Origin of the sequence: Streptomyces sp. NPDC059900, from assembly GCF_050270335.1 — a bacterium.
Classification (GTDB): Bacteria; Actinomycetota; Actinomycetes; order Streptomycetales; family Streptomycetaceae; genus Streptomyces.
In genome coordinates this window covers 1-20,620 of sequence record NZ_JBNNJZ010000100.1, presented here as the reverse complement: position 1 = coordinate 20,620, position 20,620 = coordinate 1, and the positions used below count along the sequence as shown (strand labels likewise).

Annotated in this window: 20 protein-coding genes; 16 read left to right on the top strand and 4 right to left on the bottom strand. The window is 70.9% G+C overall.

Annotated elements, in window-relative coordinates:
- From ACQKIP_RS16680 to ACQKIP_RS16650, 7 genes are all read left to right on the top strand, one after another.
- Positions 1-735 (top strand): ABC transporter ATP-binding protein (locus ACQKIP_RS16680; RefSeq protein ID WP_427743293.1); only part of this gene is annotated, 735 nt, incomplete at its 5' end.
- Positions 736-803: 68 nt separating this feature from the next.
- Positions 804-1,247: a GNAT family N-acetyltransferase gene (locus ACQKIP_RS16675; RefSeq protein WP_365861845.1), complete on the top strand. Its 444-nt coding sequence runs from the start codon at positions 804-806 to the stop codon at positions 1,245-1,247.
- Positions 1,248-1,356: 109 nt separating this feature from the next.
- The gene (locus ACQKIP_RS16670) at positions 1,357-2,988 is read left to right on the top strand and encodes a peptide ABC transporter substrate-binding protein (protein WP_365861847.1); all 1,632 of its coding nucleotides are present in this window, start codon (positions 1,357-1,359) and stop codon (positions 2,986-2,988) included.
- Positions 2,989-3,060: 72 nt separating this feature from the next.
- Positions 3,061-3,984: an ABC transporter permease gene (locus ACQKIP_RS16665; protein ID WP_365861848.1), complete on the top strand. Its 924-nt coding sequence runs from the start codon at positions 3,061-3,063 to the stop codon at positions 3,982-3,984.
- A complete protein-coding gene (locus tag ACQKIP_RS16660) occupies positions 3,977-4,963 on the top strand; it encodes an ABC transporter permease (RefSeq protein WP_365861849.1) in 987 nt (328 codons plus the stop codon). Before ACQKIP_RS16665 ends, ACQKIP_RS16660 begins: the two co-directional genes overlap by 8 nt.
- A 6-nt stretch (positions 4,964-4,969) precedes the next feature.
- Positions 4,970-6,016: an ABC transporter ATP-binding protein gene (locus ACQKIP_RS16655; protein WP_365861851.1), complete on the top strand. Its 1,047-nt coding sequence runs from the start codon at positions 4,970-4,972 to the stop codon at positions 6,014-6,016.
- A gap of 52 nt (positions 6,017-6,068) precedes the next feature.
- Positions 6,069-7,142: an ABC transporter ATP-binding protein gene (locus tag ACQKIP_RS16650; RefSeq protein WP_365861937.1), complete on the top strand. Its 1,074-nt coding sequence runs from the start codon at positions 6,069-6,071 to the stop codon at positions 7,140-7,142.
- A 376-nt stretch (positions 7,143-7,518) separates the two neighbouring features.
- On the opposite strand, the gene ACQKIP_RS16645 is transcribed toward ACQKIP_RS16650, so the two are convergent.
- A complete protein-coding gene (locus ACQKIP_RS16645; protein WP_365861853.1) occupies positions 7,519-9,696 on the bottom strand; it encodes a S9 family peptidase in 2,178 nt (725 codons plus the stop codon).
- A gap of 150 nt (positions 9,697-9,846) precedes the next feature.
- Between ACQKIP_RS16645 and ACQKIP_RS16640 the strand changes: the two genes are divergently transcribed.
- From ACQKIP_RS16640 to ACQKIP_RS16605, 8 genes are all read left to right on the top strand, one after another.
- Positions 9,847-10,041 (top strand): hypothetical protein, encoded by a 195-nt coding sequence (locus tag ACQKIP_RS16640; protein ID WP_190082113.1) that lies wholly within the window; start codon positions 9,847-9,849, stop codon positions 10,039-10,041.
- A 31-nt stretch (positions 10,042-10,072) separates the two neighbouring features.
- Positions 10,073-10,993 carry an N-acetyl-1-D-myo-inositol-2-amino-2-deoxy-alpha-D-glucopyranoside deacetylase gene (gene mshB, locus ACQKIP_RS16635; protein ID WP_365861855.1) on the top strand — a complete coding sequence of 307 codons (921 nt, stop codon included), beginning with the start codon at positions 10,073-10,075 and terminating at the stop codon, positions 10,991-10,993.
- A 101-nt stretch (positions 10,994-11,094) separates the two neighbouring features.
- The gene (locus tag ACQKIP_RS16630; protein WP_365861938.1) at positions 11,095-11,475 is read left to right on the top strand and encodes a DUF6113 family protein; all 381 of its coding nucleotides are present in this window, start codon (positions 11,095-11,097) and stop codon (positions 11,473-11,475) included.
- Between the two features lie 170 nt (positions 11,476-11,645).
- The gene (locus ACQKIP_RS16625; RefSeq protein WP_365861857.1) at positions 11,646-13,880 is read left to right on the top strand and encodes a hypothetical protein; all 2,235 of its coding nucleotides are present in this window, start codon (positions 11,646-11,648) and stop codon (positions 13,878-13,880) included.
- A gap of 179 nt (positions 13,881-14,059) precedes the next feature.
- Positions 14,060-15,001, top strand: a complete 942-nt coding sequence (locus tag ACQKIP_RS16620; RefSeq protein ID WP_365861858.1) for an ABC transporter ATP-binding protein — start codon at positions 14,060-14,062, stop codon at positions 14,999-15,001.
- On the top strand, positions 14,995-15,729 hold the full coding sequence (locus tag ACQKIP_RS16615; RefSeq protein ID WP_365861860.1) for an ABC transporter permease: 735 nt from the start codon (positions 14,995-14,997) through the stop codon (positions 15,727-15,729). The genes ACQKIP_RS16620 and ACQKIP_RS16615 overlap by 7 nt, the downstream gene beginning before the upstream one ends.
- Positions 15,726-17,030, top strand: coding sequence for a sensor histidine kinase (locus ACQKIP_RS16610; RefSeq protein WP_427743287.1), 1,305 nt, complete (start codon positions 15,726-15,728; stop codon positions 17,028-17,030). Before ACQKIP_RS16615 ends, ACQKIP_RS16610 begins: the two co-directional genes overlap by 4 nt.
- The gene (locus ACQKIP_RS16605; RefSeq protein WP_365861862.1) at positions 17,027-17,656 is read left to right on the top strand and encodes a response regulator transcription factor; all 630 of its coding nucleotides are present in this window, start codon (positions 17,027-17,029) and stop codon (positions 17,654-17,656) included. Before ACQKIP_RS16610 ends, ACQKIP_RS16605 begins: the two co-directional genes overlap by 4 nt.
- Positions 17,657-17,726: 70 nt before the next feature.
- Here ACQKIP_RS16605 and ACQKIP_RS16600 read toward each other — a convergent pair whose 3' ends face one another.
- Positions 17,727-18,569 (bottom strand): transglutaminase-like domain-containing protein, encoded by an 843-nt coding sequence (locus tag ACQKIP_RS16600; protein WP_365861864.1) that lies wholly within the window; start codon positions 18,567-18,569, stop codon positions 17,727-17,729.
- Between the two features lie 102 nt (positions 18,570-18,671).
- Positions 18,672-19,214: a DUF2000 domain-containing protein gene (locus tag ACQKIP_RS16595; RefSeq protein ID WP_365861866.1), complete on the bottom strand. Its 543-nt coding sequence runs from the start codon at positions 19,212-19,214 to the stop codon at positions 18,672-18,674.
- On the opposite strand from ACQKIP_RS16595, the gene ACQKIP_RS16590 reads away from it, so the two are divergent.
- Entirely contained in the window at positions 19,213-20,055 is an 843-nt protein-coding gene (locus ACQKIP_RS16590) for a helix-turn-helix transcriptional regulator (protein ID WP_365861868.1), read from the top strand. The genes ACQKIP_RS16595 and ACQKIP_RS16590 overlap by 2 nt on opposite strands.
- On the opposite strand, the gene ACQKIP_RS16585 is transcribed toward ACQKIP_RS16590, so the two are convergent.
- Positions 20,048-20,620, bottom strand: a 573-nt coding sequence (locus ACQKIP_RS16585) for a tetratricopeptide repeat protein (RefSeq protein WP_427743284.1), incomplete at its 5' end; no start/stop codon positions are given. The genes ACQKIP_RS16590 and ACQKIP_RS16585 overlap by 8 nt on opposite strands.

The following is a 20,620-nucleotide window of genomic DNA, read 5'->3' as shown; positions in this document are numbered from 1 at the left end:
GTGTTCCAGGACCCGTACACGTCGCTCAACCCGCGTATGACGGTCGGCGACATCATCGGGGAGCCCTTCGAGATCCACCCCGAGGTGGCTCCCAAGGGCTCGCGCCGCCAGAAGGTCCAGGACCTCCTGGACGTGGTGGGCCTGAACCCGGAGTACATCAACCGCTACCCGCACCAGTTCTCGGGCGGTCAGCGCCAGCGCATCGGCATCGCGCGTGGTCTGGCCCTGAACCCCGAGATCATCATCTGCGACGAGCCGGTCTCGGCGCTGGACGTCTCCGTCCAGGCCCAGGTGATCAACCTGATGGGGAAGCTCCAGGACGAGTTCAACCTCTCCTACCTCTTCATCGCGCACGACCTGTCGATCGTCCGGCACATCTCGGACCGCGTGGGCGTGATGTACCTCGGCAAGATGGCGGAGATCGGCTCGGACGAGCAGATCTACGAGCACCCGACGCACCCGTACACGCAGGCGCTCCTGTCCGCGGTGCCGGTGCCGGATCCCGAGGCGCGCGAGGGCCGCGAACGCATCATCCTCACCGGCGACGTCCCGTCCCCGGCGAACCCGCCCTCGGGCTGCCGCTTCCGCACCCGCTGCTGGAAGGCGGAGGCGAAGTGCGCGGAGGAAACCCCGCTGCTCGCGATCCCCCAGCGCTTCGCGGGCCAGGACACTCCGGCGGCACATGAGTCGGCGTGCCACTTCGCGGAGGAGAAGGACGTCGTGCACGCGGCGTGAACTCCGGCAGTAACTGACTTTCGCCCCGCCGAACCCGAGGTTCGACGGGGCGAAGTCTTTGCCTTGCCATGTCCCGGCAGGCCGATGTGCCGGTCGGCTCTTCGGAGAGTGCCCTGCGCTGGATAGCGCGCCGCGGGGAGGAGGAGCGTGCCGGTACCGCGTACTCCTTCGCGGTGGTCGGTGGTGACGACGTTCCGATGGGCAATGTCGCCGTGGGCGCGGTGAACCACGTGCACGCGACGGGCTGGGTGTCGTACTGGACGGTGCCTTCGGCGCGGGGGAGAGGTGTGGCGTCGTACGGGTGCGACGCGCTGGCGCGGTGGGCCTTCGGCGAGCTGGGGCTCTTCCGCCTAGAGCTGGGCCACCGGGTCAACAACCCGGCATCCTGCCGCGTGGCCCGGACCGCAGGCTTCGTACCGGAAGGCCTGCAACGCCAGAAGCTCGCGTACGAGGGGACGCGCTACGACGTGGAACTGCACGCACGGCTGGCCTCGGACCCGGGTCTTCTGTAGCGCCCGCGGTCCTTCTGGGCCCCGGAAAGCCCCCGTAAAGATGCGCGGCACCAGAGAGTGGGGTGTATTTGGGCATAAGTCTGACTTAGGCCTGAAAGGGAGGCACTCCATGCGTGGAGCCACGCACGCCAAGTGGGCCGCATGCGCGGTGACGGTCGCCCTCGCGGCCACGGCCTGCGGCGGAGGCGGCGACAGCGGCGGTGGTGGCGACGGCTCCGGGATCGTGGGCTCCTCCTGGGGGGATCCGCAGAACCCGCTGGAGCCCGCCAACACCAATGAGGTGCAGGGCGGCAAGGTGCTCGACATGATCTTCCGGGGTCTCATGCGGTACGACCCGAAGACCGGCGAGGCCAAGAACATGATCGCCGAAAAGATCGACACCAAGGACTCGCAGAACTTCACCGTCAAGATCAAGGACGGCTGGAAGTTCAGCAACGGCGAGAAGGTCACCGCCAAGTCCTTCGTCGACGCCTGGAATTACGGCGCCCATCTGAAGAACAACCAGAAGAACGCCTACTTCTTCGGGTATATCGAGGGGTACGAGGACGTCCACCCGGAGAAGGGTGACGCCAAGGCCGACAAGCTCTCCGGGCTCAAGGTCGTCGACGACACCAGCTTCACCGTAAAGCTCACGCAGAAGTTCTCCACCTGGCCCAAGACCCTCGGCTATCCCGCCTTCGCGCCGCTCCCCAAGGCCTTCTACGACGACCACGACGCATGGCTCGCCAAGCCCGTCGGAAACGGTCCGTACACCGTGGACTCGTACGACAAGGGTTCCAAGATGTCCCTGCGCAAGTGGGACGGCTACAAGGGGGACGACAAGGCGAAGAACGGCGGTGTGGATCTCAAGGTCTACACCGACAACAACACCGCCTACACGGATCTGATGGCGGGCAATCTCGATCTCGTCGACGATGTTCCGGCGTCCCAGCTCAAGAACGCCAAGAGCGATCTGGGTGACCGCTACATCAACACCCCCGCGGGGATCATCCAGACCCTCGCCTTCCCGTTCTACGACAGCAAGTGGTCCAAGGACGGGATGGAGAAGGTCCGGCAGGGGCTTTCGATGGCGATCAATCGAGAGCAGATCACCGAGACCATCTTCCAGAAGACCCGCACCCCGGCCACCGACTGGACGTCCCCCGTCCTCGGCGAGGCCGGCGGCTACAAGTCCGGGCTCTGCGGCGACCCCTGCAAGTACGACGCGGCCAAGGCGAAGAAGATGGTCGCGGACGGCGGCGGCATCCCCGGCGGCACCCTGAAGATCACGTACAACGCGGACACCGGCTCGCACAAGGAATGGGTCGACGCCGTCTGCAATTCCATCAACAAGGCCCTCGGGAACGACAAGGCCTGTGTCGCGAGCCCCATCGGCACCTTCGCCGACTTCCGCAGCAAGGCCTCCCAGCAGAAGCTGGACGGCGCCTGGCGCGCGGGCTGGCAGATGGACTATCCGCTGATCCAGAACTTCATGCAGCCGCTGTACTACACGGACGCCCCGTCCAATGACGGCAAGTGGTCCGACAAGGAATTCGACGGACTCGTCGACAAGGCCAACTCCGAGACCGACACCGGGAAGGCCGTATCCACCTTCCAGGACGCCGAGAAGGTCCTCGCCGACCAGATGCCGGTCATTCCGCTCTGGTACCAGAACGGCAGCGCCGGCTATTCGGACAAGGTCTCCGACGTGGCGCTGAATCAGTTCAGCGTCCCGGTCTACAACGAGATCAAGGTCAGCTGAGGCCCAGGGAGCGGTCGTCCGGCGAGCGCGCATGCGCGCCGGACGGTCGCTTCCGCTACTTCCGGAGCCCTCATGGGACGTTATGTGATCCGGCGCCTGCTGCAGATGATCCCGGTCTTCTTCGGCGCCACACTGCTGATCTTCCTGATGGTGAACGTGATGGGCGACCCCATCGCGGGCCTGTGCGGGGACCGCAAGTGCGATCCCGCGACGGCCACCCAGCTGAAGAAGGAATTCGGCCTCGATAAGCCCGTGTGGCAGCAGTACGCGACCTATATGGGCAATGTCTTCACCGGCGACTTCGGGACCGCGTTCAACGGCCAGAAGGTCACCGAGCTGATGTCGACGGCATTCCCGCTCACGATCCGCCTGACCCTCGTCGCGATCGTCTTCGAGATCGTCATCGGGATCTCGCTGGGCGTGGTCACGGGGCTGCGGCGCGGGCGGCCCATCGATACCGTCGTCCTGCTCCTGACGCTCGTCGTCATCGCCATCCCCACCTTCGTCACCGGCCTGCTGCTGCAATTGCTGCTCGGCGTCGAATGGGGCGTGATCAAACCCTCCGTCTCCTCGGAGGCGCCGGTCAACGAACTCATCGTGCCGGGACTCGTCCTCGCCTCGGTGTCCCTGGCCTACGTCACCCGGCTCACCCGGACCTCCATCGCCGAGAACCGCCGTGCGGACTACGTCCGTACGGCCATCGCGAAGGGCCTGCCGAGGCGCCGCGTCATCACCCGGCACCTGCTGCGCAATTCACTCATCCCGGTGGTCACCTTCATCGGCACGGACATCGGCGCCTTGATGGGCGGCGCCATCGTCACCGAGCGGATCTTCAACATCCACGGCGTCGGCTTCCAGCTCTACCAGGGGATTCTCCGCCAGAGCACGCAGACCGTCGTCGGCTTCGTGACCGTCCTCGTCCTGGTCTTCCTGGTGGCCAACCTGATCGTCGACCTCCTGTACGCCGTACTCGACCCGAGGATCCGCTATGCCTGACCCCCGAGAGCCGGACGGACCGGACGGAGCCATCGCCCCGACCGGTGCCGGGGGCGCGATGGACCTCGCGGCGACCGAGGGGTCGACGCTCGACAAGGTCCCCGGCGGCCCCGAAGGCACCGGACCCTCGACCCCGGCCCGCAGCCTCTGGTCCGACGCCTGGCGCGAGCTGAGGCGGAACCCGATCTTCATCATCTCGGGCCTCATCATCGCCTTCCTCGTCGTCATCTCGATCTGGCCGTCCCTGATCGCTTCCGGCAACCCGCTCAGCTGCGACCTCGCCAACGCCCAGAAGAGCTCCACGGCAGGCCACCCCTTCGGCTTCGACGGACAGGGCTGCGACGTCTACACCAGGACCGTGTACGGGGCCCGCGCCTCGGTCACCGTCGGCGTCTGCGCCACGCTCGGCGTCGCGATCCTGGGCAGCGTGCTCGGCGGGCTCGCGGGGTTCTTCGGCGGGTTCTGGGACGCGATCCTCTCCCGGATCACCGACGTCTTCTTCGCCATCCCCGTCGTACTCGGGGGCCTGGTGCTCCTCTCGGTCGTCACCAGCAACACCGTGTGGCCGGTGATCGGCTTCATGGTGCTGCTCGGCTGGCCGCAGCTCTCGCGCATCGCCCGCGGCTCCGTGATCACCGCCAAGCAGAACGACTACGTGCAGGCGGCGCGGGCGCTCGGCGCATCCAACTCGCGGATGCTCCTGCGGCACATCGCGCCGAACGCGATCGCACCGGTGATCGTGGTCGCCACCATCGCGCTCGGCACGTACATCGCCCTGGAGGCGACCCTCTCGTACCTGGGAGTCGGTCTGAAGCCGCCGACGGTGAGCTGGGGCATCGACATCTCGGCCGCCTCCCAGTACATCCGCAACGCCCCGCACATGCTGCTCTGGCCCGCCGGAGCGCTTGCGATCACCGTGCTCGCGTTCATCATGCTCGGCGACGCGGTGCGCGACGCCCTCGACCCCAAGCTGAGGTAGACGCCCATGGCAACCGTGGCATCCGAGGCGCCCGCATCCGGTTCGCCCGGCACATCCAAGCTGCTCGAAGTGCGTGACCTGCACGTGGAGTTCCGGACCAGGGACGGCGTCGCCAAGGCCGTCAACGGCGTCGACTACAGCGTCGCCGAGGGCGAGACGCTCGCGGTGCTCGGCGAATCAGGCTCCGGCAAGTCCGTGACCGCGCAGGCCATCATGGGCATCCTCGACATGCCGCCAGGCAAGATCACCGGCGGCGAGATCCTCTTCAAGGGCCAGGACCTCCTGAAGCTCAAGGCGGAGGAGCGGCGCAAGACGCGCGGCGCCGGCATGGCGATGATCTTCCAGGACGCCCTGTCGTCGCTGAACCCGGTGCTCAGCGTCGGCCAGCAACTCGGCGAGATGTACGTCGTCCACCAGGGGATGTCCCGCCAGGACGCCAGGGCCAAGGCCGTCGAGCTGATGGACCGGGTACGCATCCCGGCAGCGAAGGAACGGGTCGGGCAGTACCCGCACCAGTTCAGCGGCGGCATGCGCCAGCGCATCATGATCGCCATGGCGATGGCCCTTGAGCCCTCGCTGATCATCGCCGACGAACCGACCACCGCCCTGGACGTGACCGTCCAGGCCCAGGTGATGGACCTCCTCGCCGAACTCCAGCGCGAGCTCAACATGGGCCTGATCCTCATCACCCACGACCTGGGAGTCGTGGCGGACGTCGCCGACAACATCGCCGTCATGTACGCGGGCCGCATCGTCGAGAAGGCCCCCGTCCACGAGATCTACCGGGCCCCCGCGCACCCGTACACGCGCGGCCTCCTGGAGTCGATCCCCCGGCTCGACCAGAAGGGCCAGGAGCTCTACGCGATCAAGGGCCTGCCGCCCAACCTCATGCACATCCCGCCGGGCTGCGCCTTCAACCCCCGCTGCCCGATGGCCAGGGACGTCTGCAGGACCGACGTGCCGCCGCTCTACGAAGTGGCTTACGAGGGCCTGGCCGCCGACCGCCGGAGCGCCTGCCACTTCTGGAAGGAGACGCTCGATGCCTCATGGTGAGCACATCAGCAAGAAGCAGCTGGAGGACGAGGGCGAGACCGCACGGCAGCTGATGGACAAGGCGCGGGCGGAGCACGAGTTCGCCGCGCACGGCTCGGCGAGCGGCCGTGAGCCGATCCTCCAGGTGCGGGGCCTGGTCAAGCACTACCCGCTCACCCGGGGGATCGTCATCCGCAAGCAGGTCGGCGCGGTCAAGGCCGTCGACGGCGTCGACTTCGACCTCGGGCAGGGCGAGACGCTCGGCATCGTGGGGGAGTCCGGCTGCGGCAAGTCGACGGTCGCGAAGATGCTGGTGAATCTGGAGCGGCCCTCGGCGGGCGAGATCCGCTACAAGGGCGAGGACATCAGCAAGCTGTCCGGGCGCGCTCTGAAGGCCGTGCGCCGCAACATCCAGATGGTCTTCCAGGACCCGTACACCTCGCTGAATCCCCGTATGACGGTCGGCGACATCATCGGGGAGCCCTACGAGATCCATCCGGAGGTCGCGCCGAAGGGGTCGCGGCGGCAGCGGGTGCAGGAGCTGCTCGACGTGGTCGGGCTCAACCCCGAGTACATCAACCGCTATCCGCACCAGTTCTCCGGCGGCCAGCGGCAGCGGATCGGGATCGCGCGGGGGCTCGCGCTGCGGCCGGAGATCATCGTGGCGGACGAGCCGGTGTCGGCGCTCGACGTCTCGGTGCAGGCGCAGGTCGTGAATCTCCTGGACCGGTTGCAGAACGAGTTCGATCTGTCGTACGTGTTCATCGCGCACGACCTGTCGATCGTGCGGCACATCTCCGACCGGGTGGGTGTGATGTACCTGGGGCGGATCGTCGAGATCGGCTCCGACGAGGAGATCTACGAGCATCCGACGCATCCCTATACGCAGGCGCTGCTCTCGGCTGTGCCGGTGCCGGATCCCGCTGCGCGGGAGCAGCGGGAGCGGATCATCCTGAGCGGGGACGTCCCCTCGCCCGCCAACCCGCCGTCGGGGTGCCGCTTTCGCACGCGGTGCTGGAAGGCGCAGGAGCGGTGCGCCCTGGAGGTGCCGGCCCTGGCCGTTCCCGCGGAGTTCCGCGGGGTCGCCGGGCCTGCGGCGCATGACTCGGCGTGCCACTTCGCGGAGGAGAAGCAGGTGGTTCCGTAGGGGCGGTCCCTGCGGGGCTTTCCCCGATCCCGCCCCTTCCCGAAACTGGGGCTCCGCCCCAGACCCCGACAAGATGGCCTCAAACTCCCCCAAGCTCTTAATGAGCAGGGGGGACCCCCATCCGGGCTGGAATAGCCCGTCCGGCGTTTGAGGACGAACTCGGCGAAGCCGGTGATGACGTCCACCAAGGCCCCCGCGCCGAGCGGGTTTTCGGGAAGGGGTGGGGTTGGGGAATGAGCCTGTTCGTGGCTTAACACGCGGGCAACTGCCCCGTCGCCCCCGCGATATATGCGCCCCGCACGCTGAAGAACGTACGGCCGTGCGGGTGCCGTAGACCGGCCGGGGTTCGCCATGTCGCCCCGGCCGGTTGCCGTGCCTACGGCAGGTTCAGCGACCGCTTCAGGAAGTCGACCTGGAGCAGCAGCAGGTTCTCCGCCACCTGCTCCTGCGGAGTCATGTGCGTGACCCCGGACAGCGGCAGAACCTCGTGCGGCCGCCCCGCGGCAAGCAGCGCCGAGGAGAGCCGCAGCGCGTGCGCCACCACCACGTTGTCGTCCGCGAGGCCGTGCACGATCATCAGGGGACGGTGCGGCACCTCGGGCGAGACCAGGCCCTCCTCGGTGACGAGGGAGCTGAGCGCGTACGGCGCCGGGTCTTCGCCGGGATGACCCAGGTACCGCTCCGTGTAGTGCGTGTCGTACAGCCGCCAGTCCGTCACCGGCGCCCCCGCCACCCCCGCGTGGAACACGTCGGGACGGCGCAGGACCGCGAGCCCGGCGAGGTAACCGCCGTAGGACCAGCCCCGGATGGCGACCCGGCCGAGGTCCAGGGGGAAGGACGCGGCCAGGCCCTGGAGCGCGTCCACCTGGTCGTCCAGGGTGAGCGTGAAGTCCCGCCGGATCTCCTTCTCCCAGGCGGGCGAGCGACCCGGAGTGCCCCGGCCGTCCGCGACGATCACCGCGAAGCCCTGGTCGGCGAACCACTGGGACGTGAGGTACGGATTGTGGGCGGCGACGACCCGCTGGCCGTGCGGACCGCCGTACGGATCGAGGAGCACCGGCAGCGGTCCCGAGCCCTCCTCGTAGTCCGTGGGGAGCAACACGGCGCACGGGATCTTGCGTGCGCCCCCCTCGGTGAGAGTCACGCGCGGGGTGAGCCCCGGATGCTGTGCGTGTGAGGCGACCGTGGCCACCTGCTTGCCGTCGCGCAGCACCTGGACCCGGGCGCCCGGCCGGTCGAGGGTGGCCGACACGAGGACCGTGAGGCCGCCCGCACGCACCGCCGAGTGCACGCCGGGCTCGGACGAGACGCGCTCGACGCCCAGTTCGTTGACCCGGTAGACGTGCACCTCTCCGGTCTCGGGGGCCGCCGCGGCCTCACCCGCGGACGCCGAGATCAGGACATCCTCGTCCGCCACGTCCAGCACGGCGCGGACGTGCAACTGGGGCCCGGTCAGCGGGCGCTCGCCCACCGCCAGCACCCGCGCGCCGCCCTCGTCGACGATCCGCACGAGGCGGCCGCTGGGGGACCAGGAGGGGGCGCCGGGGAAAAGTTCCAGCCACTGCGGATCTTCTTCCGCGTGCACCATCCGGGTCGAACCGTCGTCCGGGTCGACCGCCAGATAGAGCTGGCTGAGCTGGTCCCTGGACTGGACGAGGAGCAGCGGCGCCCCGGCCGACGACCAGTGCACCCGGGCCAGGTACGGATAGCGGGCGCGGTCCCACATCACCTCGGTGCGCGCGCCGTCCAGGGCCACGACGAAGAGGCGTACGTCCGCGTTGGCGGTGCCCGCCGCCGGGTACGCGACCCGCGCGGGCTCCGTCTCCGGGTGCGCGGGATCGGCGATCCACCAGCGCCGCACCGGGGCGTCGTCGGCGCGCGCGACCAGGAGGCGGTCGGATGCGGGCGACCACCAGAAGCCGCGCGAACGCGCCATCTCCTCGGCGGCGATGAACTCCGCGAGGCCGTACGTCACGGTCGCCTTCTCGGCGGAGTCCGGCTCCGGCGCCGCGAGCGCCCGGTCACCGTCGCCGTCGGCGCCCGTCACGCGCAGGGCGCCCCCGGCGACGTACGCGATGTGGCGGCCGTCGGGGGAGGGGCGCGGGTCGATCACCGGGGCGGGTGCGGGCAGTTCGCGTGCCGTGCCCGCGCGCAGCTCCGCGGCGAAGAGCCGCCCGGAGAGAGTGAAGGCGGCGAGTTCCACCGCCGCGTCCGTGGCGTAGCCCACAATTCCCGCGCCGCCCTCGCGGCTGCGCTCGCGGCGGGCGCGTTCCGCGGCAGAGAGGCGCTCGGCGGCGCCCTTCAGGAGCGCTTGGGGATCGGCCGCGACACGCTCGACCGCGCCGTCCTCCAGGTCCAGGACCCAGAGTTGGTTCGCCCGGTCGGTGCCGGACGACGAGCGCAGGAAGGCGACGCGCGACCCGTCCGGCGCCACCGTGAACGCGCGGGGCGCACCGAGAGTGAAGCGTTGCGTGCGGGCGTGCAGACGAGGGAAGGAGAGCCGCTGCGTCTGACTCTCGGTGTGCTCCGCGGAGGCGGGCGTCTCGGTGGTCATCCTCCGAGCCTATGGGGCATGCGCCCCCTTGTGCTGCCGTGCTCCGAGTCATGCGGACCCACGGATAGTTATGATCCGTAGCGCTTAGTGGGTATGTACCTGCTGGGCATCCGCACTGGTGCAGGGTCTGGGACTTGGAGGTGAGCCGCCGTGGCACTCTCGATTTCGGTGGTGGTGCTGCTGGCGATCATTGTCTTCTTGCTGGTCAAGAAGTCAGGGTTGAAGGCGGGCCACATGATCGTCTGTGTCCTCCTGGGGTTCTATCTGGCGAGTTCCTCCATCGCCCCGACGATCAACGAGCTGACGACGAACGTGGCGGGGATGATCGGCGACATCAAGTTCTGACCGGCGTGCGGGGTGCTCGTAGGGTGGTCCCATGACGGAACTGCCCGCCCGGCGTCTGCTGCTCGTGCACGCGCACCCCGACGACGAGTCGATCAACAATGGCGCGACGATGGCCAAGTACGCGGCCGACGGCGCCCATGTCACGCTGGTGACCTGCACGCTCGGCGAGGAGGGCGAGGTCATCCCGCCCGAGCTCGCCCATCTCGCTCCCGACCGCGAGGACGTGCTCGGTCCGCAGCGGATCGGCGAGCTGGCCGCCGCGATGAAGGAGCTGGGGGTCACCGACCACCGCTTCCTCGGCGGCACCGGGCGCTACCGCGACTCCGGGATGATGGGCATCGAGCAGAATCACCGGCCCGGCGCCTTCTGGTCCGCCGATCTCGACGCCGCCGCCGCGCACCTCGTCGAGGTGATCCGCGAGGTGCGTCCGCAGGTGCTCGTGACGTACGACCCCGACGGCGGGTACGGCCACCCCGACCACATCCAGGCCCACCGGGTCGCGATGCGCGCCGCGGATCTCGCGGCCGAGGGCGCCTTCCGCACGGATCTCGGCGAACCGCACACCATCGGCAAGGTCTACTGGAACCGCGCGCCGCGTTCCGTCGTCGAAGAGCGGTTCCGGTGGATGGAGGGTGCCCTCGGGCACACGACGTTCACGACCCCCGGCGTGCCCGCGGACGTGCCCGGCGTGACGGACGACGAGCGGATCACGGCGGAGATCGACGGGACGGCCTTCGCGCGGGCGAAGGCGGCGGCGATGCGCGCGCACGCCACGCAGATCGAGGTGCAGGGTCCGCTCTTCGTCCTGTCGAACGGGCTCGCGCAGCCGATCTTCGATGTGGAGTACTACGAGTTGGTGCGAGGGAAAGCCGGTGCGATGGACGGCGAGCGTGAGACGGACCTGTTCGCGGGGCTCGAAGACGCGGGGCGCGGAGGGGTGACGGCGCTGTGAGTACTCGTTCGCGTGCGTCATCGGCTTCCGGGCCCTCTGGTCGTCCCTCCGGACGGCCCTCCGGCTCGTCGTCCGCTGCCGCCCCGCCCGGCGGCAGCGCGCTGGCCCAGCCGCTCAATTTCGGCCGACTTGCCGCTTATGCGGGGCTTTTCGTGCTCGGCGGGATCGTCGGCACGGCGGGCGCGCTCGTCCAAGGGGGCTGGTTCCCCGGCGGGTTGCTGCTCGCGCTGCTCGGGGCCGCCGGGCTCTTCTACGGAGGGGCGCGTGCGATCGGCACCAGAGCGGGGGCGGTCGCGCCGGCGGCGGGCTGGCTCGTCGCCGTCATGCTGCTCACGGCCAGCCGGCCCGAGGGGGACTTCCTCTTCGGTGCGGGGCTCGGTTCGTATGCCTTCCTGCTCGGCGGGATGGCGGTAGCTGTGATGTGTGCCACCCTCGGGCAGCGGCCGCAACCAGGCGGGCCCGCCGCCCGACTTGGCAAGTGACGTACCACTTCAGCCCGTGCCCCGCACGGGATTGAAGGCGGTCACAGGATGAGTGCCGACGGCGGCCAGTATGGTGGTGCGCGCCGCCGAGCCTCCCCCAGCCTCTTCGGTCGGGGGGACCCCCACCGCGCGGGGAGCACAAGCGGCGGAGCCAACCGGGAGAACCTGCCTTGAGTCGTGAAACTGACAGTTCGTCCTCCGGGCCCCAGGGGCGCGGTGGAGCCGCATACCCCTCGGGGACGCCACCGTACGGCTCCCCGGCGCAGGACGGCGCCTCGGACGGCGCGCAGCGGCAGGCCGCCGACGAGCGGCCCGACGAGCCGAAGACCGAGACCACGCTGACCACGCGCATCCGGATCAACATCCCCGGATCGCGGCCCATTCCGCCGGTCGTCATGCGCACGCCCGTCGCGGAGAGCGACCTGAACGCGCGTCCGCAGGACGCGGGCCGCGGCGCGGACGCAGCCGACGCCGGGGACGGCGCGGGGCGTCCGGGGTCCGCGAACGGCGCGGGCGGCAGCACCAACGGCGCGGGCGGCCCCGGTTCCGCCGGGATGTCCGCGCCGGGCTCAGTGCCCGGGCCTCCCGGCGGCGGGCCGTCGCCCGCCTCTGCTCCTTCCCCCGCTCCGGCGGAGGAGAAGACGAGCGACTGGTTCGCGCCGCGCAAGAGCCCCACGAGCACGAACGGCGGCAACGGCGGCAACGGCGCGAGCGGCGCCGCCGGTTCGGGAGCAGGCGGCTCCGGTTCGGGGTCGGGAAGCTCCGGCACCGGTTCCTTCGACGTGTCGGGCGCCGTGGCCTCGGGCCCCCTCGGCACGGGCGCGCCGCAGGGCGGCGACCCCCAGCGCGGGGACCTGCCGTACTTCTCCGGAAGCGCGGGAGGCGCGGGAGGCGACGGCGGCCGGGGTCCTTCGGGCCCGACCAGCGGACCGGCGACCGGTGACGGACCGATGGCACCGAACCCGGCGGCACCGCCCCGCACGCCCGACCCCTCCGACCCGGCGAACCAGGCCAACCCTGCGGGCCGGGCGAACCCGATGGCTCCGCCGACCCCGGGCGGTCCGGGCAACCCGGGCGGGCCCGGAAACCAGGGCGGCCCCGGCAGCCCCGGCCGGCGCCCCGGCCCCGCCAACCCGGCAAACCCCGGAGCCCGTTCGGGCCAGGGAGCAGGCACCGGCGCCCCCGTCATGGGCGACGACACCGCCATCCTCACGCCGCAGAAGCCCGGCCCGGTGCACGGCGGCCCCGGCTCCATCCCCGGCGGCCCGAGCGCGCCCACGCCCGGCACGAACGTCTCCGGTGACACCCTGACCAGCGGCATCCCCGTCGTGCCGCCCACCCAGAACTCACCGTTCGCCGCGGGCCCGCAAGGCGAAGGACCGGTTCCGCACACGCCGCCGAAGCTGCCCGAGCCGGTGCAGCCGAACGTGCCCGTCGCCTCGGCCCCGGCCAAGAAGAAGGGGCGCAACAAGCTCGTTCTGGTGGCCGTCGCCGTGGTCGTCGTGGCCTGCGGGGCCTATGGCGCCGGTCTCTTGATGAACCACGCCGACGTGCCGAAGGGCACCACCGCACTCGGCGTCGACATCGGCGGCGGCACGCGCGACGAGGCCGTCAAGAAGCTCGACGCGGAGCTCGGCGAGCGGGTCACCAAGGACCTGAAGCTGTCGGTCGACGGCGAGACCATCACGCTCAAGCCGGAGCAGGCGGGCCTGACCCTGGACAGCCAGGCGACCGTCCGCGAGGCGGCGGGCAGCGACTACAACCCCGTGTCGGTGATCGGATCGCTCTTCGGCGGCGCCCGCGTCGCCGAGCCGGTGATGCCGGTGGACGAGGAGAAGCTGGCGGCCGCCCTGGAGCGCGCCGCGGGCGGCTCCGGTTCGGCCAGGGAGGGCTCGGTCAAGTTCGTGCCCGGCAAGGCCGTCGCCGTGTACGGCAAGGCGGGCAAGGGCATCGACGTCGCCGCGTCCACCAAGGCCGTCTCGGATGCGTACAAGAAGCAGGTCGAGACCGGCAGCGCGGGCACCGTCGACGTGCCCGTCACGACCCGCAAGCCGACCGTCGCGAACGCCGAGGTCGACAAGTTCATGACGCGCTTCGCGAAGCCCGCCATGTCCGCCAACGTCACGATCAAGGCGGGTAACGCGTCGATCCCGTTCGGCCCGGCGAAGTCGCTGCCGAAGGTGCTCGAGACACAGGTGCTCAAGAACGGCACGCTCCAGCCGCACTACAACCTCGTGGAGCTCAAGAAGCTCTACGGCAACGTCTTCGACGGCGTCCTGATCCAGCGCGGCAACGGCGACAAGACGCCCGTCCAGCCGACGGACGTGGCCGCCGCGATGAACAAGGCGCTGCTCGGCAAGACGCCGGCCGAGCGGGTCGGCGTGATCGAGACCAACGCCAGCTGATTCCGGTACGCGCGGAAAGACGGAGGCCGGACGGTTCGCGACACGAACCGTCCGGCCTTTGCACGGCCTGACCGCACGGCCTGACTGCACGGCCTGACTGCACGGCATGACATCTGTCATCCCGGACCCGGCACACACGACACTGCCGCCGCAGCCCCGCCCCCGGCGACGATGGGCGCATGACGACGACCGCAGCACCGCCCGTCACCGCGGTGAGCTTCGAGAAGGTGACCAAGAGCTACGGGGACGTCCGCGCGGTGGACGCCCTCACGCTCGAACTCCACCCCGGCGAGACCGTCGCGCTCCTCGGCCCGAACGGCGCGGGCAAGTCGTCCGCGCTCGACCTGCTCCTGGGCCTGCGCAACCCGGACAGCGGCACCGTGCGGGTCTTCGGCACGAGTCCGCGCGAGGCGATCACCGCGGGCCGCGTCGGCGCGATGCTGCAGAGCGGCGGTCTGATGGCGGAGGTCACCGTCCGCGAACTGGTGCGGCTCGCCTGCGATCTGCACCCCCGGCCCTACCGCGCGGACGACGTGCTGGCCGCCGCGGGCCTCACCCAGCTCGCCGACCGCAAGGTCGACAAGCTCTCCGGCGGCCAGGAACAGCGCGTCCGCTTCGCACTCGCGACCGCCGGAGCAAATGACCTGATCGTCCTGGACGAGCCGACCACCGGCATGGACGTCACCGTGCGCCAGGCCTTCTGGGCGACCATGCGCGAGCAGGCGGAGCAGGGCCGCACCGTCCTGTTCGCCACGCACTACCTGGAGGAGGCCGACGCGATCGCGGACCGGGTCCTCGTCCTGCACCGCGGCCGCCTCCTCGCGGACGGCACGGCCGCCGAGATCAAGGCGAAGGCGGGGGCGCGGAAGGTCTCGTTCGACCTCGGGGAGCTGGACGAGGGGCTCGGCGAGAAGCTCCGCGCGCTGCCCTTCCTCACCGCCGTGGACGTGTCGGGCCGCACCGTACGGCTCCAGTCGACGGACGCCGACGCCACCGTGCACGCGCTGTACGGGCTCGGTCTTTACCCCCGCAACCTCGAAGTCGCGGGGCTCGGCCTGGAGCAGGCCTTCGTGGCGATCACCGCGGCCGAAGAGGCCGGGAAGGAGGCGGGGACATGCTGATCAAGCTGGAAATCATCCGCGCCCTGCGCAACAAGAAGTTCCTGTTCTTCTCGGTGATCTATCCGTCGATGCTCTTCCTGATCATCGCGGGCGGCCAGGACAGCACGGACATGGTCGGCGACACGGGGCTCGCGCTGCCCGCGTTCTTCATGGTGTCGATGGCGTCGTTCGGCGCCCTCACCGCCGTCCTCATGGGCAACAGCGAGCGCATCGCCAAGGAGCGCGAGAGCGGCTGGGTCCGGCAGCTGCGCCTCACGAGCCTGCCGGGGCGCGGCTACGTCATCGCCAAGACCGCCAGCGCCGCCGTGGTCAGCCTGCCCTCGATCGTCGTGGTGTTCGTGGTCGCCGCCGCCGTCAAGGACGTACGCCTGGATGCCTGGCAGTGGCTGGCCCTGACCGGCGCGATCTGGGCGGGCAGCCTGTGCTTCGCCGCGCTCGGCGTGGCCATCGGCTATCTCGCGACCGGCGACGCCGTCCGCCCGATCACGATGATCGTGTACTTCGGGCTCTCCGTGCTCGGCGGCCTGTGGATGCCCACGGCCACCTTCCCCGACTGGCTGAGCTCCGTCGCCACCTGGCTGCCCACCCATGCGTACGCTGCCCTCGGACAGGCCATCGAACTGGGCGACGCCCCGCACGCCAAGGACATCGCGCTCCTCGTCGGGTACTTCGTCCTCTTCGCGGGCGGCGCCGCATGGCTGTACCGGAAGGACACATCGAAGGCGTGAACGACACCGACCGTGCCGAGCCCGGCCACCCCCTGAAGAGCTTCGGCCGTCCGGTGGCGGACCGCCGCCAGCTGCTCACCAAGTCGCTGTGGATCGGGATCTGGCTGGTCTTCCTGGCCAGTCCGGTGCAGGACCTGCTGGGAGCGGGCCACGGCGGCGCGGCCACGGTGTTCGGCTGGCTGGGCCTCGCGGCCTTCGTGTTCTGCTATCTGACCCTGGTATTCCGCTACACCTCCAAGGTGTTCGACTGGCGTGTGGTGCACGTGTCGTTCGGGGCGCTGCTCGCCCTCGCCGTCGCCCTCTCGCTCGCCTTCGGCACGCCCTGGCTCGGGCTCTTCGTGTACGTGGCGGTGTCCGCGGGGGCCGTGCTGCCGCTGCGGCAGGCGGCGTGGGCCATCCCGGCCGTCACCGGCGTGATGATCCTGATCGGCCTGCGCACCGACAGCGTCGCGGACCTGCTCGGCAGCCTCGCCGTCCTGACCGTCCTGGTCGGCTTCGCGATGACCGGGGTGCGCGAGCTGGTCCGTACGACGATCCAGCTGCGCCAGGCCAGGGCCACCGTCGCGCAACTGGCAGCCAACGAGGAGCGGTTGCGGCTCGCCCGCGATCTGCACGATCTCCTCGGCCACTCGCTCTCCCTGATCACGCTGAAGAGCGAGCTCGCGGGACGGATGCTCCCGGCCCACCCCGACAAGGCCGCACAGCAGGTCGCGGACATCGAACAGGTCAGCCGCCAGGCCCTGGTGGACGTGCGCGAGGCGGTCTCCGGCTACCGCAGGCGCACGCTGGCCGGGGAGCTCGCGGGTGCCCGCACGGCGCTCACCGCCGCCGGTGTCGAGGCCGACGTACCGCTCGATGCGCCCGTGGTGCTGCCCGGCGAGGAGGGCGAGACGGCGCTTGCCTGGGCGCTGCGCGAGGCGGTGACCAACGTCGTGCGGCACAGCGGTGCGCGCCGCTGCACGGTGGCGTTCACGTCACGGCACACCCTGGACGGCCCGGTGGTCGAGCTGTCGGTGGAGGACGACGGCAGGGGCGGCTCCGCCACCGCCCCCGGGAACGGTCTGACGGGCCTGACCGAGCGCGTGGAGGCGGTGGGCGGCGTCCTGGACGTGGGGCCCGGCGTCCGGCGCGGCTTCAGGCTGACGGCGCGGGTGCCGCTGGGCAAGGGCGGGGGCGGGAGCGAGGGCAGCGGCGGGAGCGGGGGCAGGAGTGAGGGTGAGAGCGAAGGCAAGGGCGGGGGCGCGGACGACGGGAGCAGCGAAACCGCTCCGGGATCTTCGGCTCTAGGATCCTCCGCATGAGTACGAACAGTGCGGACGCCCCCGTCAGAGTGCTCCTCGCCGAGGACCAGTCGATGGTCCGCGAGGCCCTCGCGGCGCTGCTCGGCCTGGAGCCGGACATCGAGGTGGTCGCCCAGGTGGCCCGCGGCGACGAGGTCGTCGCGGCGGCGCGCGAGCACGCGGTGGACGTGGCGCTGCTCGACATCGAGATGCCCGGCCTCACGGGCATCGAGGCGGCGGCCGGACTCCACGCGGAGTTTCCGGAGCTGAAGATCGTCGTCCTGACCACCTTCGGCCGCCCCGGCTATCTCCGCAGCGCCATGGAGGCCGGCGCCGACGCCTTCCTGGTCAAGGACGCGCCCGCGGCCCAGCTCGCCGAGGCGGTCCGCAAGGTCCTCGCGGGGGAGCGGGTCATCGACCCCACGCTCGCGGCGGCGGCACTGGCCGGCGGCGCGAACCCGCTGACCGACCGTGAACGCGAGGTCCTGCGCGCGGCGGCCGACGGCGCCACCAACGCCGAACTGGCCACCGCCCTGCACCTCTCCGCGGGCACGGTCCGCAACTACCTCTCGACGGCGATCCAGAAACTGGCCGTCCGCAACCGCGCCGAAGCGGTCAACGTCGCCCGCGACAAGGGCTGGCTCTGAAAACCGCGCCCGCCACGGCCCTCTGAAGACCGCGCCCGCCACGACCCTCTGAACCGCGCCCGCCACGACCTCAGTTCAGCATCGCCCGCGCACCGTGCGCCTCCTGGCGCAGCAGCACCGCCGCCGCCTCGTCGGTGGCGGCCAGGGCGTCGGCGTACGTCTCGATCTCCACGGCACCGGCGAGGAAGTCGCCCCGCCGGACGAGGAGCTGGGCGCGGTCGTAGTGCAGCCGGTCGGAGTGCGCGGGCAGCAGCAGGGAGAGTTCGACCGCCCAGAGTGCGACGTCCGAGCGCTCGGGGCGGGTCGCGGCCCAGGCGCGGATGTTGTTGAGGATGCGCAGCACGATGTCGAGGGGGCTTGCGGGGTTCAGCATCGACGGCGCGAGCGGGGCGCCGGTGGCCCCCGCCACCATCAGCTCCGCGTCCGCACGGGACAGCACCTGCCCGCCCGCGAAGGGGTTGGCGAGCACCTGCTCGTCACGGGTGCCGAAGCCGACCACGAAGTGGCCGGGCAGGGCCACCCCGTGGACGGGCACGCCCGCGCGCCGGGCCACCTCGATCCACACCACCGAGAGCAGGATGGGCAGGCCTCTGCGCCTGCGAAGCACCTCGTGCAGCAGCACGGAGCTCAGGTGCTGGTAGTCGCCGGGCCTGCCCTTGAACCCGTAACGCGTGCCGAGCAGTTCGGCGAGCGCGAGCGCCAGGGTCCGGGGTCCGCGGGGCCGGTCGCTGAGCAGCTCGGTCAGCTGGTCGGCGAGGCGGTCGAGGATGCGCCGCGCCGCGCGCATGTCCATGTCGTCGAGACCGGGGTCCGCCTCCGCGCCGATCAGCAGGCACAGCTGCGCGAGATCGGGCCGCGCGGACCGTACCTGATCGGCGAAGAGGCGTCGCCGCTCGGGGGATTGGGGGTGCATAGGTCCTTCGTGCCCGGCCCGGCCGATCGATAGCGCTCCGATCTCGTCCCGCGCTGCCGGGTGCGTGGCCCGCTCCGGCGTTCCCGTGCCGGGCCGCGTCGCTCAGGGATGCATCCGGGCGCCCTTGAGGACCTTGTCGACGGCGTTCCGCGGCCCGTGGACGAGCAGCCCCACCAGGTCGAGCTGATCCGTCGGCACGGCCCGCACCGCCGCCCGGTTGTCCCGGTCGTTGCCGGTGGCGAACAGGTCCGACGTGAACACCGCCCGCGGCAGCGAGCGGGACAGCGCACGGCCGTGCGCGGCGGTCAGTGTCTCCTTGGAGCCCTCGAAGACCAGGACGGGCTGGCGGATCATGGCCAGGTAGGGGGTGCCGTCGGCGTCCTCGTACGGCTCGCCGATCACCTCGGGCGCCGCCGTGCCGAGCCCGCTGACCAGGAACGCGGTCACGTTGAGGCGCTGCCAGGTCTCCAGGTCGTCGCGGAGCAGGACGGCGATCTTCGTGTCGAAGCGGACGGGCGCCCCGCCCGTGATCCCGGCGGTCTGCGTCCCGGCGTCCGCGGGCGCGGCGGTGGCTGTCTCAGCGGTGGTTCTCATGCATCGAGACTGCCGGGCCGCCCGACCGCACGTCTTGTACGTTTCTTGCATGGTGGCCCGGCAGGAGATCCGCGCATGGCGCCCGCCGGTAGCGGGTGTCGTGGAGGTCTTCCACGCCCGTTTCACGGAGCACGCGTATCCGATGCACGTCCACGACGCGTGGACCCTCCTGATCGTCGACGACGGGGCCGTCCGCTACGACCTGGAGCGGCACGAGCACGGCACACCGGGCGACACCGTCTCGCTGCTCCCGCCGCAGATCCCGCACAACGGCTCGCCCGCCACCCCCGACGGCTTCCGCAAGCGCGTGCTCTACCTGGACATGACGCAGCTGGACGAGAGCTTCATCGGCCCCGCGGTGGACGGCCCCGACCTGGTCGACCCCGTCCTGCGCAGGCGCGTGGGCCAGCTGCACGCGGCCTTCGCCCACCAAGGCGACGAGCTGGAGGCCGAGAGCCGCCTCGCGCTGATCGGCGAGCGGCTGCGCGGACACCTGCGCCCCGCGCTCACCTCCGCCGCCCCCGGCTTCCCCGCCGCCCCCGACGGCACGGCACGCGGCCTCGCCCACGACCTGCGCGACCTGCTCGACGAGCGTCTCGCCGACGGCGTGACCCTGGACGAGGCCGCACGCCTGGTCCACGCCCACCCCAGCCATCTCGTACGGGCCTTCAGCGGGGCCTTCGGGATCGCCCCGCACCAGTACGTGATGTCCCGCCGCGTCGACCGCGCCCGAAGGCTCCTCCTGGCGGGGCAGCCGCCCGGCGAGGTGGCGACCACCACGGGCTTCTACGACCAGTCGCACCTCACCCGCCACTTCAAGCGGGTGGTGGGCATCGCACCGGGGCGCTACGCCCGCACGGGAGCCGGCGGCCGGGCGGGCCGGGTCAGTTGAGCATCGCCCGGGCGGCCCGCGCCTGGTCCCGCACCCGGTCCGCCGTGGTCGGCTCCACCGCCGTCACCACATCGGCGTAGCTCTCAAGCTCCGCGGCGCCCGCGAGGAAGTCCCCGCGCTGGACGAGGAGTTGGGCGCGTTCGTAACGCAGCCGGGCCGGGTGCGCGGGCAGCAGCAGGGAGAGTTCGACCGCCCACAGCGCGACGTCCGAGCGCTCGGGGCGGGCCGCGGCCCAGGCGCGGATGTTGTTCAGGATGCGCAGCACGATGTTCAGCGGATCGGTGGGCGTCAGCATCGAGGGCGTCACCGTGCCGCCCGACGCCCCCGCGACAAGCTCCTCCGCGTCCTCGCCCGTCAGGATCCGCCCGCCCGCGAACGGATCGGTCAGCACCTGCTCCTCGCGCGCGCCGAAGCCGACCACGAAGTGCCCGGGCAGCGCGACGCCGTAGACGGGCGCGCCCGCCCGGCGTGCCACCTCGATCCACACCACCGAGAGCAGGATCGGCAGGCCGCGGCGGCGCCGCAGGACCTTGTGCAGGAGGGAGGACTCCAGACGCTGGTAGTC